Annotated in this window: 15 protein-coding genes; 7 read left to right on the forward strand and 8 right to left on the reverse strand. The window is 69.1% G+C overall.

Going from position 1 to position 13,831, the window contains the following annotated elements:
* Window positions 1-214 precede the first annotated feature (214 nt).
* Entirely contained in the window at window positions 215-793 is a 579-nt protein-coding gene (locus tag AB0B91_RS57055; protein ID WP_358340246.1) for a DUF4240 domain-containing protein, read from the forward strand.
* Window positions 794-1,050: 257 nt separating this feature from the next.
* Window positions 1,051-1,311 carry a hypothetical protein gene (locus AB0B91_RS57060; protein WP_358340248.1) on the forward strand — a complete coding sequence of 87 codons (261 nt, stop codon included), beginning with the start codon at window positions 1,051-1,053 and terminating at the stop codon, window positions 1,309-1,311.
* Window positions 1,312-1,419: 108 nt separating this feature from the next.
* On the opposite strand, the gene AB0B91_RS57065 is transcribed toward AB0B91_RS57060, so the two are convergent.
* A complete protein-coding gene (locus tag AB0B91_RS57065; RefSeq protein WP_358340250.1) occupies window positions 1,420-1,998 on the reverse strand; it encodes a TetR/AcrR family transcriptional regulator in 579 nt (192 codons plus the stop codon).
* A 69-nt stretch (window positions 1,999-2,067) separates the two neighbouring features.
* On the opposite strand from AB0B91_RS57065, the gene AB0B91_RS57070 reads away from it, so the two are divergent.
* The 3 genes from AB0B91_RS57070 to AB0B91_RS57080 all read left to right on the forward strand — a co-directional run bounded on the left by AB0B91_RS57070 (window position 2,068) and on the right by AB0B91_RS57080 (window position 4,997).
* On the forward strand, window positions 2,068-3,051 hold the full coding sequence (locus AB0B91_RS57070; protein WP_358340252.1) for an alpha/beta hydrolase: 984 nt from the start codon (window positions 2,068-2,070) through the stop codon (window positions 3,049-3,051).
* Between the two features lie 229 nt (window positions 3,052-3,280).
* Window positions 3,281-3,757 (forward strand): hypothetical protein, encoded by a 477-nt coding sequence (locus AB0B91_RS57075; protein WP_358340253.1) that lies wholly within the window; start codon window positions 3,281-3,283, stop codon window positions 3,755-3,757.
* A gap of 592 nt (window positions 3,758-4,349) precedes the next feature.
* Window positions 4,350-4,997, forward strand: a complete 648-nt coding sequence (locus AB0B91_RS57080) for a class I SAM-dependent methyltransferase (RefSeq protein WP_358340255.1) — start codon at window positions 4,350-4,352, stop codon at window positions 4,995-4,997.
* A gap of 9 nt (window positions 4,998-5,006) precedes the next feature.
* On the opposite strand, the gene AB0B91_RS57085 is transcribed toward AB0B91_RS57080, so the two are convergent.
* The 6 genes from AB0B91_RS57085 to AB0B91_RS57110 all read right to left on the reverse strand — a co-directional run bounded on the left by AB0B91_RS57085 (window position 5,007) and on the right by AB0B91_RS57110 (window position 10,417).
* Window positions 5,007-5,903: a M23 family metallopeptidase gene (locus AB0B91_RS57085; protein WP_358340278.1), complete on the reverse strand. Its 897-nt coding sequence runs from the start codon at window positions 5,901-5,903 to the stop codon at window positions 5,007-5,009.
* Between the two features lie 151 nt (window positions 5,904-6,054).
* On the reverse strand, window positions 6,055-7,518 hold the full coding sequence (locus AB0B91_RS57090) for a hypothetical protein (protein WP_358340257.1): 1,464 nt from the start codon (window positions 7,516-7,518) through the stop codon (window positions 6,055-6,057).
* Between the two features lie 80 nt (window positions 7,519-7,598).
* Complete coding sequence (locus tag AB0B91_RS57095; protein WP_358340259.1) at window positions 7,599-8,933, reverse strand: NAD(P)/FAD-dependent oxidoreductase; 1,335 nt, start codon at window positions 8,931-8,933, stop codon at window positions 7,599-7,601.
* Window positions 8,930-9,088 carry a hypothetical protein gene (locus AB0B91_RS57100; protein WP_358340261.1) on the reverse strand — a complete coding sequence of 53 codons (159 nt, stop codon included), beginning with the start codon at window positions 9,086-9,088 and terminating at the stop codon, window positions 8,930-8,932. Before AB0B91_RS57100 ends, AB0B91_RS57095 begins: the two co-directional genes overlap by 4 nt.
* Window positions 9,089-9,121: 33 nt before the next feature.
* Window positions 9,122-9,559, reverse strand: a complete 438-nt coding sequence (locus AB0B91_RS57105; RefSeq protein ID WP_358340263.1) for a VOC family protein — start codon at window positions 9,557-9,559, stop codon at window positions 9,122-9,124.
* A 246-nt stretch (window positions 9,560-9,805) separates the two neighbouring features.
* On the reverse strand, window positions 9,806-10,417 hold the full coding sequence (locus AB0B91_RS57110; RefSeq protein WP_358340265.1) for a TetR/AcrR family transcriptional regulator: 612 nt from the start codon (window positions 10,415-10,417) through the stop codon (window positions 9,806-9,808).
* A gap of 99 nt (window positions 10,418-10,516) precedes the next feature.
* Here AB0B91_RS57110 and AB0B91_RS57115 point away from each other — a divergent pair, with 99 nt between their 5' ends.
* A complete protein-coding gene (locus AB0B91_RS57115) occupies window positions 10,517-11,686 on the forward strand; it encodes an alpha/beta fold hydrolase (RefSeq protein ID WP_358340266.1) in 1,170 nt (389 codons plus the stop codon).
* A 795-nt stretch (window positions 11,687-12,481) separates the two neighbouring features.
* Window positions 12,482-13,267, forward strand: a complete 786-nt coding sequence (locus AB0B91_RS57120; protein ID WP_358340268.1) for an alpha/beta hydrolase — start codon at window positions 12,482-12,484, stop codon at window positions 13,265-13,267.
* A gap of 230 nt (window positions 13,268-13,497) precedes the next feature.
* Here the strand turns inward: AB0B91_RS57120 and AB0B91_RS57125 are convergent, their stop codons facing one another.
* Window positions 13,498-13,704 (reverse strand): recombinase, encoded by a 207-nt coding sequence (locus tag AB0B91_RS57125; RefSeq protein ID WP_358340270.1) that lies wholly within the window; start codon window positions 13,702-13,704, stop codon window positions 13,498-13,500.
* Between the last annotated feature and the right edge of the window lie 127 nt (window positions 13,705-13,831).

Raw genomic sequence — 13,831 nt, forward strand, 5'->3', positions numbered from 1 at the left:
GGGTAGGTGGACCAGTCGTAGCGCCGTATGCACTTACGCGCCCCTCGCCCTCATCTCGGAGGTGAGGCTGCAAGAGGAGTTCGACGTTGCACGCGTGACCGTCCGCAAGGCGATGGAAGCTCTCAGGGAATGCCGGCGGTTTAGGGATACACCTCCGCTCATGGCGACCGGCTTGAGGGCTTGGACTGGCGATGCGGATGAGTACGATTCCCGCGTGACTGAAGATGATTTCTGGGAGATCGTTGAGTCGTGTCGGGCCGCGAGTGGCGGGGACTTCGAGGAGCAGGTGTGGTTGCAGCGTGAACGGCTGCTTGCCCTCACGGTGGATGAGCTGGCGAGTTTCACAGCCCTTTGGGAAACGGTGGATAACCGCGCCTTCACCTGGCCGGTCTGGGACGCTGCGGCCCTGGTTTTTGGCAACCCCGAGGACTTCGACGTCGACCCGTGGGCCATGCGGTTCGATCCTGAGCGGTATGGCGACAAGGGGTTCAATGACGATGCGTTCGCGGACTTCCGTGCGTGGCTCATCGGGCAGGGGCGTCTGGCGTTCGAGCGGGTCGTTGACGACCCAGATAATTTCGCTGATCTGTTGGACGAGTGGAACTGCGAGAGCGGCGGGCACGCGGAGGAATACGCTTCGCAGGTCTATGAGGTTTACGAAGAACGCACCGACGCTGGGGTGGCGCTGTCGACCGCTGAGCCGAGTGGCGAATCGGTGGATGTGGAGAATGAGCAGATCGCCCGATCGCGGTTCCCTCGGCTGGCCGGGTACCGCTATCTCGGTGACGATTAGCGCCGAGTTCGGCGACTGAAACGGCGTACTGGTCGTCCAGAGTGGTCCAGGCGCAGGCACTGAGGTTGACTCCCAGGCGCTCGGCCGCGGCTGGGTGTCCGGCCTCCAGCGTTTGCACGACCCAGGCGTGCTGGCTGCGCACGGTGGCGGCGTCGGGCTGGTCGAAGACGGTGGCGCTCTCTCTGGCCGCCGGCGGAGTGCGTTCGTCAGTCGTGCGTCTGTCCCCGACCGTGCACGGCGAAGGAGACCACGGCTTCATGCCGGCCCTGATCGGCATAGCCCGCAGCCGGGGCATGTCGGGCTACCTCGGCGACCGGGTCAATCACTGGCCGGCGGTGCACCGGCTGGATGCCGCCCGCCTCTTCCGGCTCGCGCTCGAGAAGGCCCCGGCGGGCACCATCCTGCACGGGGTCGCTGAGCAGGGTGTGCTGATCCGCGACATCGCCCAGGTGATCGGCCGCCAACTGGACCTGCCGGTGGCCTCGATCTCCCAGGACGATGCCGCCGAGCCCGCCTGATCGGCCACCGTCCGTCTCGGAAAGGGGTCGGCGGGCGAATCCCAGAACCGTGGTGCCCGAGCTCTGGCCGAGTCGTCGCCGACGCCGATCGCCGGTTCGGCAGCAGGTCTAGGTCGGATCGGCGCTCTCCCCGAAGTGCGGCAGGACCATCTCGACCAGCGCGGCGATGTCGGCGTCGACCATCGGCTCGCCGGTCATGCCCATCCGGTGGAGCAAGGTTCCGACGACGACGTCGATGAAGAACAGGACCCGGTTCTCCGGCTCGCCGAGCGCCTCCTGGAGCGCGAGCCGGTACGGGTCCTGCAACCGTGAGGACAGCACCTCGCGCAGGGCCGGATCACTGACGGCGTCGCTGAACACGCCTGCGAACGCGTCGCCCACCCCGGGTTCGCCGATCTTCGCCGCGATCCAGCGGATGGCCGAGGTCATGAGCTCGGCTCGGCTGGCGCCCTCCAGCGGCACCGGGCCGAACGCGTCAAGGAGGCAGTCCACGATCAGCGCCCCCTTCGACGGCCAGCGCCGGTAGATCGTCGTCTTCGCGACGCCGGCCACCGCCGCGATGCGGTCAACGGTGGCACGCGCGTAGCCGAGCTCCTGGACCGTGCTCAGCGTCGCGGCGAAGACCACGGCGTGGACGCCGGATCGCGGGCGACCGGGTGGCCTGGCGGAGGTGGTCGCTCGGGTCATGCCCACACCATAACCTCTTGCGCTACCATCGGTATCGATACTTGAGGTAGCGAAACCTGAGAGGGACACGTGAGCGAGACAACGGAGCGGCCGCCGCTGGGCATCCGATTGATGAGTGCCCTGGGAAAGGAGCCGGACTGGTTGGCGATGACGGCCGAGGAACTGGTCGTTTTGCGCGACACGGTGAACCGCAAGCGGGCGTCCCGTCGGGCACGGCTGATCCTCGGGTTCCCGGACTGCGGCGCCACCATCGAGTGGCAGGAAGTGGCGCTGCCCGGCCGTCGGCTCAAGGTCCGGGTGTCCCGGCCCTCGCCCGGGCGCGAAGGCGCCGACCGGCTCGGCCTGCCGCTCGTGCTCCACGTGCACGGAGGTGGGTTCGTGGGCACGGCGGTGCAGAGCGACTGGGTGAACAGTCACCTCGCCGCGCGGCTGCCCGCGGTCGTCGTCTCGGTCGAGCACCGCCTCCTCGACGCGGAGACCTCGCTGTCGGCGGCCGTCGACGACGGCTGGGACGTGCTCCAGCACGTGGTGCGGCACGCGGCGCAGTGGGGAGTCGACCCGGCGCGGACCGCCGTCTTCGGTGAGAGCACCGGCGCGATGGTCACCGCCCTGGCCGCGATCCGGGCCAGAGACTCCGGCCTGCCCCTGCGGGCGCAGGTGCTGGCCAATTCCCCTGTCGACCTGACACCGACGGGGTTCGAGCACGCCTCGATGAGCCGGTACGCCCACAGCCCGATGCTCACCATGACGCAGATGCGGCTGTTCCAGCGGTTCGCCGTTCCGCCGGGGACGGATCCTCGTGCGGTGTCGCCGCTGTACGCCGACGACCTGAGCGGGCTGGCTCCAGCGCTCGTGCTGGTGCCCACCATTGATCCGGTGGCCGATCACGGTCGCTGTTACGCCGAGCGACTGCGAGCGGCCGGGACGCCCGCGCGGCTCACCGAATATCCCGGGGCGACGCACGCGTTCCTCAGCATGCCGGGCGTGGTGCCGCAGGCGAAGGCCGCGCGGGCGGAGATCGTCGAGTTCCTCCGGGGCACCATCGCTCGGTGAAGGGTCCCGGCGTGCCCCCGTTATCGGCTGCGGCAAGGGCATGCTGTCCCGCGCACTCCCGGCAGACCGTGCCACATGTCGTCAAAAAGCGAGTCGGTGGGCGAATGTCCGTGTCGCTCCGTAGGGTGCCGTGTCATGACTCCCTCCCCGGAATCGCCGGACCTGACTGTCCTGCGCGCCAAGCTGACGTCCGCATCCCCCGCGCGCGCCTGGAAAACTGTCCGGCAGCTTGTCGCAGTCCCCAGACCCGGATGCTTTCGCCGCGTGCCTTCTCGCCCCTGCCTTCGCCGGTGAAGGACGTACCGAACTGGCACTTCGCAGGCGTGGCTCCCTCACCGGCCTGCGGCACCTGACGACACTGCGGACACTGCGCCTGGACCACTGCACGAGCCTGACAGACCTTTCCGAGCTCGCCGCACTGACCGGGCTGATCGAGCTCGAGCTGGACGGCTGCGCGGCCGTCACCGACCTCGCGCCGCTCGCCGGGCTCGCCGCGTTGGAGACTCTCAGCCTCCTGAGCTGTCGCGGGATATCCGACATCTCAGCGCTGCTCGGTCTGCGTCGCTTCCGCCGACTCGACCTGCGCGGTAGCGGGGTGAGCAGCGTCGAAGGAGTCGGCGACGCCTTCCCCGGCCTGGAGTACCTCAGTCTCGACAACTGCCGATCCATCGAGGACGTACGTGCGCTGTCCGGGCTACGCCGCTGACCGAGCTGGATCTGGCCGGTACCAAGATCAGCACCATCGCCGGGCTGTACGGCCTCGAATCCATCACCGAACTGACCATGCACTGCGCCCGCCTGACCAGCCACGACGGCATCGACGCCATGCCCGGGCTGCGCAGGCTGTGGCTCAGCGGCTGCACGAACCTGACAAGCCTGGACGGCCTCGGCCACCACCCCCACCTCACGAAACTCGGTCTGCCGAGCTCGTCGATCCCGGACCTGCGCCCGCTGTCTCGACTGCCCGCCCTGACCGGCCTCGCTCGACGGGCTCGAAGGGCATCCATCGATCGCCGAAGTCCACCTGTGCTACGCGCTGGACCTGCGGGACTTCTCCGCTCTCGCCCACATGCCCGCACTGCGTACGCTGACCCTCCAAGGTCTGGAGCAGATCTACGGCCTCACCCCGTTCTCCGGGTTGTGGCGGCTGGAACGTCTCGACGTGGCGTACACCGAAATGCCGTGCGCTGCCGTCCGACGTCATCTCCGGCCTGCGCGCCCGGGGCCTCCTCACCAGCTGACTGCCCGGTTTCACCGACCACCCGACCAGCGGGGCTCATGTTCGACAGGATGATCACATGGCAGTGAAGGACGGAAAGCGGTGGAACCACAACATCCACTACCACCCCCGCATCCTGCGCGCGGTCCCCGACGGCGCCAAGCGCGCCCTCGACATCGGCTGCGGCGAGGGCATGCTCGCCCGCGCGCTTCGGCAGGCCGTGCCGCAGGTCACCGGCATCGACCTTGACGCGGCCGGCATCGGCCAAGCCCGCGAGTACCCGGACGACGTCGACTACATCCTCGGCGACTTCCTCACCCACCCCTTCGAGCCGGCCTCGTTCGACGTCATCGCGTCGGTGGCCACCCTGCATCACATGGACGCCGCCACCGGGTTGGCCCGCATGCGCGACCTGCTGCGACCCGGTGGCGTCCTGGCCATCGTCGGCTTGGCCCGAAGCACCATGCCCAACGACCTGCCGCGCGACCTGGCCGGCATCGTCGTCGGTACCGTCCACCGCGCCGCGAAGGGCCTCTGGCAGCATCCGTCCCCCACGGTGTGGCCGCCGCCGGTGACGTATCCGCAGATGCGGGCGTTGGCGACAGAGATCCTGCCCGGCTCCCAGTACCGCCGTCACCTCTTGTTGCGTTACAGCATCATCTGGCGCAAAAAACCAGTCGCTGAAGGAACCCTGCCACGGCTCCTTCAGCGACCGATCACCGAATGAACAACGCTCCTAGTCGCAGTGTTCGAAGCCGCTGGTGTATGAGCTGCTGCCGACCGAGCCGCCCCACTTGACGCATTGTCCGGCCGCGTCCCGCTTGACCGGCCCCGCATAGTAGGCGTAGCTGCCCGAGTCGGTCGTCCTGCTCTCCCCTTGCGGCTCCAGGAACGCCGACACCGCCGACGCCGTGCCGAGGCTCGTCGTCTTCAACGTCACGACGCAGTTGTAGCCGTTGCCCGAGTTGTAGAGCAGATAGGTGCGGCCACCGGTGAGGGCGGCCGAGTCGATGACCGAGTAATCGCTGCCGCAGACCTCCTCGGGGGTGTAGGGGTTGCCGCCGCAGGCGTTGGTGCTCGTCACGGCCTTCTTCGTGCCCAAGGGCACGTTCACGCCGTCCACGGTCGGGCTGGTGTCCATCGCACCGCTGGAGGTGCGCTGTTCGTAGTGCAGGTGCGCGGCGGTCGCGCCGCCCGTCGAGCCGACGGTCCCGATCGCGGTGCCCTGGCCGACGGTCATGGAGCTGCCGGCCGACTTCACCTGGGTGGCGAGGTGGGCGTAGCGGGTACTGGTGCCGTCACTGTGATTGATCTGCACCCACTTGCCGTAGCTGGTGCTTCCCGCGTCGTAGAAGTACGCGGTGCCCGCGGCGGTGGCCCGCACGGTCTCACCGTTGATGTCGTCGCTGCCGTAGTCCTGCCAGTCGATGGAGCCCGATGGGTTGTGGGCGGGGGTCCCGGTCCAGTTGTTGGCGTAGAAGGTCTTCCCGCAGTTGAACGGGCTCTTGTGGGACACGGCCAGGACCTGCGCCGAGGCGGACTGGGGGACCAGCGCCGCCGCGAGAGTGACTAACAGGGCGGTGATCGCGAATCTGAGGGTCTTCGGCCAGGTCGGCCTGCCGGTTGTGGGCATGCTCACCTCTCGAACAGGTGCGTTTGGGGGGATGTGTTAGGCGCCCAGTTCCTCGGGAGGGAGGGTCGATCATGAACATAACTCTGAAAGTTCTCTTCATCAATCTCTGCAACATGAAATTTTGCGGCGAGCTCTGAAGGCGGCGCTCAGGTCAGCGGGGAACGTAGGCGTACCACGTGCCGGGCCGCACTCCTGGCAGCCGCCGCCTCTCCCACGCCAGCAGGAACGGCGCCGGGATCGACCGGCCCTTGTCGACGGCGACCACGGTCTTTCCCGCGTCCTGGGCGCCGAGCACGGCGGACGGCACCGCGCTGTCCTGCGGCCAGCTCAAGACGGTGTGCCCCTCGCAGCCCATCCGGTAGGCGATCATCACCGCGTGCTCGCCGTACACCAGGCAAGGCCGGTGCACGGAGAACGTGGCCAACGCGCCGGCGACCTCGACGTCGGCCTGCCGCTTGGACAGGCGAGGCGAGACGACCTTGTCGAGCGTCAGGCCCTGCAGGGTGAACTGGGCGAGGAAGCCGGCGGCCACGAGAGCCGCACCGGCACGGCGAGCCACCCGCCCGCGTGACCCTTCCAGCGGCCAGAGGGCGCTGTGCGCGATCGGGAACACCAGCAGCGCGTACGTGGGCAGCAGGAACCGGGGCGCCGCGTAGCCGACCAGGAAGATGTACGGCACGGCCAGCGACAGGCCGGTGAGGGCCGGCAGCACGCACTCGGCCAGGCGTCCACGGCGTCGCGCCGCGTACAGACCGAGCAGGACCAGGACGGGGATCGCGCTCCACCAGAGCAGCCAGGGCAGCACGACGGGCCCGCAGTGCGCGGGAGGCCGGCAGAGCAGTGGTCCGTTGAGCGCTCGGGCGTGCTCATAGAGGGAGAAGTGCAGGCCGGTCTCGTTCGCCGCGCCGGCGGCCTGCCATCGAGCGGCCAGCCCGCCGAAGCGGACGAATGCCTCGATGATCCAGTCGGCCCAGCCGGCCACCAGGCCCACGATCAGAGCGGCCCCGGCTCCGATCCGCCGCCATCCCGGCTTGGCGAGCGCCACCGCGAGCGGGAGGACGAGCCAGACACTGTCCGGCGGGCGAAGCAGGGCCACCGCGGCCACGCTCACCGCCAGCCCTATCAGCGGCCCCCGCCCGCTGTCCGGCCGCACGCAGCGCACGAAGCAGCCGACGGCGGCCACCGCGCCGAACGCCACCCACATGTTCGGCATGGCCGCGCTGCCGTAGAACAACGACAGCCACAGGGACGCGAACAGCAGGGCGGCGAGGGGCACCGTCGGTCCGGAGCGTACCCGCAGCCAGGTGCCGAACGACGCGTACAGTGCCACGGCCGACAGCAGGCTCAGATAGATCCGCAGCGCGTCCGTCGACGAGGTGATCAGCACCACCGGGGCGACGATCAGGGTGATTCCCCGAGCGCGGGGCGCGATGAACTCGGCGGCGGGCACGCGCGGATCGACCTGGCTGACGTAGACGACCTCGTCCCATCCCACTCCCATCTTGGGAGTGACGGTGGCCAACTGGACGATCCCGTAGCAGACGGCGACCAGAATCAGCAGCGTGCGCCATGGATCGGCCGGTAGCCACGAACGAAGCGATTTGGTTGATCCCACCTGCCTGTTCTTAGCGCCGCTCGCCTCCGGAGGGCGGACAAGGCGACGAGACTTGCCGGAAGGGATGCACACCCATGAAGCTACGGCGCGGCGGTGATGGCGTTGTGGAGCGCCTTGAGGGCGGAGACGTAGATCTCGGAGAAGGTGGGGAAGGGCTGGATGGTGTCGCGCAGCACGGCGAGCGGGACCTCGGCGCGAATGGCCAGGGTGGCCTGCTGCAGCCACTCGCCCGCCTCAGGGCCGAGCGCGTAGGCGCCGGTCAGCCGCTCGCCATCGGACAGCAGGGTCAGGAATCCGTTGGAATCGGCGTAGGCGCGCGTGTAGGTGGCCGTTTTCGCCACCTCGGACACCGGGACGGTGGCGGCGAACCGGGCCTCGGCGGCACCGACCGCGGCTGCCTGCGGGTCTGTGTAGACAACGTCCGGTATGGCCGCGTAATTGGCCTCGCGGGGCTCGCCGAGGATGTTGGCGGCCACGACTTCGCCCTGGTATTTGCCTACGTGCGTGAGCAGCCGTACGCCGGTGACGTCGCCGATCGCCCACAGCCGCTCGCCGGCCCGCAGCCGCGCGTCGACCGGGATCCCGTGCCCATCGGCTTGCACACCGACCGTTTCCAGGCCGATCCCCGCCACGCGCGGACGCCGGCCGGTGGCCACGAGCAGGCGGTCGCCGCGCAGCTCGCCGCCGTTGTCGAGGACCAGGACGTAGTCCTCACCGTCGCGTCGCGCGGCGGTCGCGTGCACGCCCAGCCACAGCTCGATGCCGTCGGCGCGCAGCACCTCGCCGAGCGCCTCGCCCAGTGGCGCGGGCTCGTGGGCGAGCAGGTGCGCGGCGGCCTCGGCGAGGGCCACCTCTCCGCCCAGGCGCCGTACGGCCTGGGCCATCTCGACGCCGACCGGCCCGCCACCCAGCACGATCAGGCGGCGCGGGACGGCCTTCATGCCGGTCACCTCGCGGTTGGTCCACACGCCGTCGAGTTCGCGCAGGCCGGAAATGGGCGGGATGACCGGATCCGAGCCGGTCGCCACGACGACATGCCGGGCGGAGTGGCGTACGCCATCGACCTCGACCTCGCCGATCCCGGTGAGCTTGCCGGTCCCGCGCAGCAAGGCGATGCCCTTGCTCGCCAGCCAGCGCTCCTGCCCGGCGTCGGAGTAGTCCGAGACCATGAAGTCCCGCCAGGCCAGCGCCGCCCCGACGTCGACCTGCGCGGTGGCCGCCGCCTCGCGCGCGTCGTGCGCCGCCTCTCCTGGGCGCAGCAGTGTCTTGGACGGGATGCACGCCCGGTAGGAGCACTCGCCCCCGACCAGATCGCGCTCGACCAGCGCGACGCGCAGGCCGCCATCGGCCAGTTCGCCGGCGCAGTGCTCACCCGGCGAGCCGGCGCCTACGACGATGACGTCGTAGTCGCTCATGGGCGCCCCGTCTGCTCATTCACCATGTACTGCGCGTACCAGTCCGGCCAGTCCGGGTCGGGCTGCCCGATCTCCTCTTCGTGCTTGCCGTGCGCGGCCTCCGCACGGCGCAACGCGGCGGCCAGCTCGGCCGCGGAACCATAGGTCGCCTGCATGCCAGTACTCCTCCTCGCCAGGGTCGAGCCAGGTCACCGGCCCGGCAGGCGGGTGGTGATCTCCTGGAGGAACCAGCCGTTGCCGTCCGGGTCGCTGAACGACGCGAACGAGCCGTAGCTGGCCCGGTTCGGATCCGGGCCGGAGACCCGTTCGCGGGTCCCGGCGTGGTGGAACACGCCACCCGAGTCGTGGAACACCTCGCTCAGCTCGGCACCGCGGTCGGCCAGCTCGGCCCGGGCCGCCTCGATGTCGGTCACTATCAGATAGTGGCCCTGCGCCGAGCCCGGCGCGGCCGAGGTGACACCGGTGCCGAAGATGACCGAGCAGCCAGACCCCGGAGGTGTCAGCTGTACCACCCGGAAGTCCTCCCCAGTGGTGACGTCGGCATCCTCTCGCCAGCCCAGTGCCTTGTAGAAGTTCTTGGCCCGGTCCACATCGGCGACGGGCAGCACCACAACCTCGAGCTTCATGTCCACGGCGTAGGCTCCATCTCCTTTTGATGCTATTTGGGCGTGTATCAAGGCCTCAGGCCCTTGTGTCCTGACATCCACCATCGCCTCACGCATCGCCGAAGTACACAAACCGCATCAAATCGCTCGGGAAAGTCTTGTGGCGGCGGGCGGTGATGCCTCGACATCGTGCCGGATGCTCATGGCGGCCACCTCGCCTACGAAAGGCACCGCCCCCGCCGTCGAAGTCCGCCGTTCGCCCGTCGGTCAGCGGACGGCCGCTCTCAACGCCGCCTCGATCGCGTTGGTCAGCGTTTCCAGATACTCATCGTCACTGCTGCCCTGCATGGCCAATATGCGGAATGCGAGCGGGGCGATCAGCAGGTCGGTGCCGAGTTCCAGATCCAACCCGGGGGGAAGTTCGCCGCGGTCGATCGCGCCCTGCAGTATCGCGCGCGCCGCCGCCCGCCGCGGTGCGGTCACTCCGGTGTAGAGCCCCTCCGCCAGAGCGCCGTCGTGACTGGCCTCGGCGAGCAGCCCGGCCGCGATCCGGGCAAGTAGCGGATTGGACAGTTGGCTGCGGAAGGTGGCGAGTAGCTCGCGAAGGTCGGTGCGCAGGGCGCCCGTGGCCGGAGTGGGCGGGAGCGTGTCGGCGACCTTGCTACGGATCAACTCGGTGACCATCGGCTGCTTCGAGGGCCAACGCCGGTAGAGCGCGGCCTTCCCCACGCCGGCGCGCCGGGCCACTGACTCCATCGACATCCGCGCATACCCGGCCTCGGCGAGTTCGGCGAAGGCTGCCTCGGTGATCGCCTCGGTCACCCGCTGTCGCAGGACCGCCCCGCCGGTCGCCGGCCGGCCCTTCTGCTGCATTGTCATGCTCCCGAGCATAGCGAACGGAACGGTCTCGTTCCATATGTTACCTTTGAGCATGACGGAACGCTGCCGTTCCGTTCCATTCACAGAAAGGAGCCGATGATGAAATTCCTCTTCGACGACGAGTCCTTCTCCTTCGAGGCACTGCGTGCCGCGGGCTACGCCGCCTATGCCGGCGCCGATCTGGGCGAGGTCCTGGTCACCTGCCGGCAGATCCCTGAGGGGGACGAGGAGGCCTGGTCGGCCAACTGGGCCGCGACGGCGGCGCGCATCGAGCGCATCGGCCGGGACGCGCTGGCCTCCGGTCACCGGGTCAGCGCCCGGGAGGCGCTGCTGCGCGCGTCCAACTACTACCGGACCGCCGACTTCTACCGCCGCGAGAATCCCGCCGCCGACACCGAGTCGGCGCGGCTGGCCAAGGCCTCCCAGCAGACGTTCGCCGACGCGGCCGCCCTGCTCGACCCTCCGGCCCGCGCCCTGCGCATCCCGTACGAGGACACCACGCTTCCTGGCTACCTGTTCCTCGCCGACGATTCGGGCACCCCGCGTCCGACCGTGCTCTTCCACGGCGGGTACGACTCCACGCTGGAGGAGGACTATCCGGCGCTGGCCGCAGGCGCGCTGCGGCGCGGCTACAACGTCATCGCGTTCGACGGCCCCGGCCAGGGCAGCACCGTTCGCGAGCAGGGCCTGCGCTTCCGGCCGGACTGGGAGGCCGTGGTCACCCCGGTCGTCGACTTCGCGCTCACCGTGCCCGAGGTGGACGCCGGGCGACTGGTGCTGATCGGCATGAGTCTCGGCGGCTACCTCGCCGCGAGGGCGGCCGCCTTCGAGCACCGCGTCGCCGCGTGCGTGCTGTACGACGGCGTCTACGACTTCCACGCGGTCATCGCCGCAACCGCCGGCCGTGCGGCTTCGATGCCCGGCGGTTTGGAGGCGTTGATGGCGCAGAACACCATGGTGCGATGGGTGGTGCGCAACGGCCGGTGGACCTTCGGTGTGTCCGACCTCGACGAGTTGGTCAAGGCGACCGAGGCGTACACGATGGCGGGTATCGCCGACCGCGTCACCTGCCCGACGCTCGTGCTCGAAGCCGAGAACGACCAGTTCTTCAAGGGGCAGCCGCAGCGTCTGTTCGACGAGCTGACCTGTCAGAAGGAGCTGATCTCCTTCCGTGAGGACGAAGGCGCGGGCGAGCACTGCCACGAGGGTGCGATGTTCCTGTTCCACCAGCGCACCTTCGACTGGCTCGACACCCTGCTCGCCGGCTGACCTCGTCGGCCGGCCTGCAGCTTGTGCCGAGGGCTTGCTGAGCAGATGCGAGTTGCCGCACCGTTCTTGTCCTCGCTTGCGTGGTGGGGCAGACGCCTCCCGCTACCCCCGTTCCTTCCTGGGTCGTGGGCGACGTCAATGTCCATCGCGTCGGCGAGACCCTCCTGCCGCCGGCGACCGGACCATGGCTCCTGCCCGGGGCTGGCTGCGCTCCCACTTCGCCGACTACGAAGGCATCCTGCACATCGACAGCCACACCTTCGCGTTGGTCGTCGAAACACTCAGGAGGTGGACGCCCAGTGGATCCCCACCTTGCCCCACGCCCGCTACATCACCTCCCGCAGCGAGCGGGAGTTCTCCGCCTCGTGCCCGTCCCCGCACGCTGACACAACTCCTCCCGGCTCCGTACCCGCCCCAGCCCGCTTTGGGTCCGCCCGGTTTCACGGTCCGGCCCGTCGGGCGAGGTTCGCGGGCCCGACCATAGACGCGGAGCAGGGCCAGGGGCTCGGTGGCCCGTGGCAGGTGTGGCCGAGACATCCGATGGCGCGCTTGGCGGAGCGGGTGGCTGGGCCCTCGCGCCGCACAGGTGAGCCCAGCAGGTGCGACACCGACTCGGCGAACGGCGGGCCGCGCCCCGCACGCGCGCGGGGATGCCGGAACGAAAGGGGCAGATCTCGCGCGGCGCGGGGACAGCGACCCGGTGGGCTGTTCGCCACACGTGGCACGATTCTATCGATCAACAACATATGAGCCATTTGCGCGATGGGACTCCGCGGGAGAAGGTGGAAGGTGCGGATGCCACGCCCAACGACCCCGGACGCCCACCCCGGAAGAAGTAACGACCACCGCACCTTCGGCGCCAGCGACGGCACCCCGCGCCAGGACATCGACCCCTGGCGGCAGATCGAGGACTGGCGGCGCGCCCTCACCTATCTGGAAGCCCGCCCCGAAGTCGACGCCGACCGGATCGGCCTGTGGGGATCCAGCTACGCCGGCGGACACGCCCTCGTGCTCGGAGCCACCGACCGACGTCTGAAGGCCGTCGTCGCCCAGGTACCCACCATCAGCGGCTTCGAGCAGTCCAGGCGCCGCGTCGCCCCCGACGACCTCCCCGCGCTGGAAGCCGCCCTCGATGCCGACGAACGCGCCCAACTGGCCGGTGAACCACCGCACACCCAGGCTCTGGTCAGCGCCGACCCGGCCGTCGCCGCCTCCTACAGGGCTCCGGACGCCGTCAGCTACTACCTCCAGGAGCTCCCCGATGGCACCCGCTGGGACAACTCCGTCACCGTCCGCTCCACCCGCAAGGCGCGTATGTACGAGCCGGGCGCGTTCGTCGATCGCGTCTCTCCCACCCCGCTGCTGATGATCGTCGGGAAGCAGGACACCGTCACACTCACCGACACCGCTCTCGCCGCCTACAACCGGGCGTTGCATCCGAAAGAGCTGGTAATGCTCTCCGGCGGGCACTTCAGCCCGTACACGACCGAGTTCGCTCAAGCCTCGGCCGCGGCCACCGGCTTCTTCCGCAGCCACCTGGCGCCGAACGCGAGCCGACGGGTGGGTGCGCCGGATCGCTGAGCCGCCGTCAGCGGATGACGGTCAGCAATCGCGGTCCCACGACGGGCAAGCTGTCGAATGAAGATCCATCATCTGGAGTCGCTGGTCACAGGGCTGGTGTGTCGTTGATCGTGTTCTCGTGCCGGTCGGGGGCGGCTGTCGGAGCTCAGGATCGCCTGCCTCCTGGGACTCCTTGTTCTGCCTGGCCAGGTCGCCGTCCTTGCCGTATTCTCTGCACTTCGCAACTTTGATCATGGTGCGTGGTCTGGTGCACCAGGCCGTGTGGGCAGGCCGAGCATGACGGTAGTGCGCCGGTGCCGCTGAGCCTGCTCGCGTTTCTGCTGAAGAAAGGTGAGGGTGAGATCGATGCCCTCGATCTCTCCGAGCCAGCCTTCGTGCAGGGCCCGGCTGCGGCGGACGATGAGGTCGGCTTCGAGCTCGTCCAGGCGCGGCAGCATCTTGGGGTCCACCTGCAGGACCGGACATCGCGGGTCACGTCCGAGATGCGGTGTAAAAGAGAACGAGCGTAGGTTGCCGTGCTGAACCGACCAAAGTTCGCACTACGCAAGGACCTACGCTCGTGGC

The sequence above is a fragment of the Nonomuraea sp. NPDC049141 genome, from assembly GCF_040648415.1.
GTDB lineage: Bacteria > Actinomycetota > Actinomycetes > Streptosporangiales > Streptosporangiaceae > Nonomuraea.

Excerpts from the sequence above, each read along its gene's own strand:
- AB0B91_RS57060 (WP_358340248.1), top strand. The coding sequence starts at position 1,051 with ATGCCGGCCCTGATCGGCATAGCCCGCAGCCGGGGCATGTCGGGCTAC.
- AB0B91_RS57065 (WP_358340250.1), bottom strand. The coding sequence starts at position 1,998 with ATGACCCGAGCGACCACCTCCGCCAGGCCACCCGGTCGCCCGCGATCC.
- AB0B91_RS57080 (WP_358340255.1), top strand. The coding sequence starts at position 4,350 with ATGGCAGTGAAGGACGGAAAGCGGTGGAACCACAACATCCACTACCAC.
- AB0B91_RS57085 (WP_358340278.1), bottom strand. The coding sequence starts at position 5,903 with ATGCCCACAACCGGCAGGCCGACCTGGCCGAAGACCCTCAGATTCGCG.
- AB0B91_RS57095 (WP_358340259.1), bottom strand. The coding sequence starts at position 8,933 with ATGAGCGACTACGACGTCATCGTCGTAGGCGCCGGCTCGCCGGGTGAG.
- AB0B91_RS57100 (WP_358340261.1), bottom strand. The coding sequence starts at position 9,088 with ATGCAGGCGACCTATGGTTCCGCGGCCGAGCTGGCCGCCGCGTTGCGC.
- AB0B91_RS57105 (WP_358340263.1), bottom strand. The coding sequence starts at position 9,559 with ATGAAGCTCGAGGTTGTGGTGCTGCCCGTCGCCGATGTGGACCGGGCC.
- AB0B91_RS57110 (WP_358340265.1), bottom strand. The coding sequence starts at position 10,417 with ATGACAATGCAGCAGAAGGGCCGGCCGGCGACCGGCGGGGCGGTCCTG.
- AB0B91_RS57115 (WP_358340266.1), top strand. The coding sequence starts at position 10,517 with ATGAAATTCCTCTTCGACGACGAGTCCTTCTCCTTCGAGGCACTGCGT.
- AB0B91_RS57120 (WP_358340268.1), top strand. The coding sequence starts at position 12,482 with ATGCCACGCCCAACGACCCCGGACGCCCACCCCGGAAGAAGTAACGAC.
- AB0B91_RS57125 (WP_358340270.1), bottom strand. The coding sequence starts at position 13,704 with ATGCTGCCGCGCCTGGACGAGCTCGAAGCCGACCTCATCGTCCGCCGC.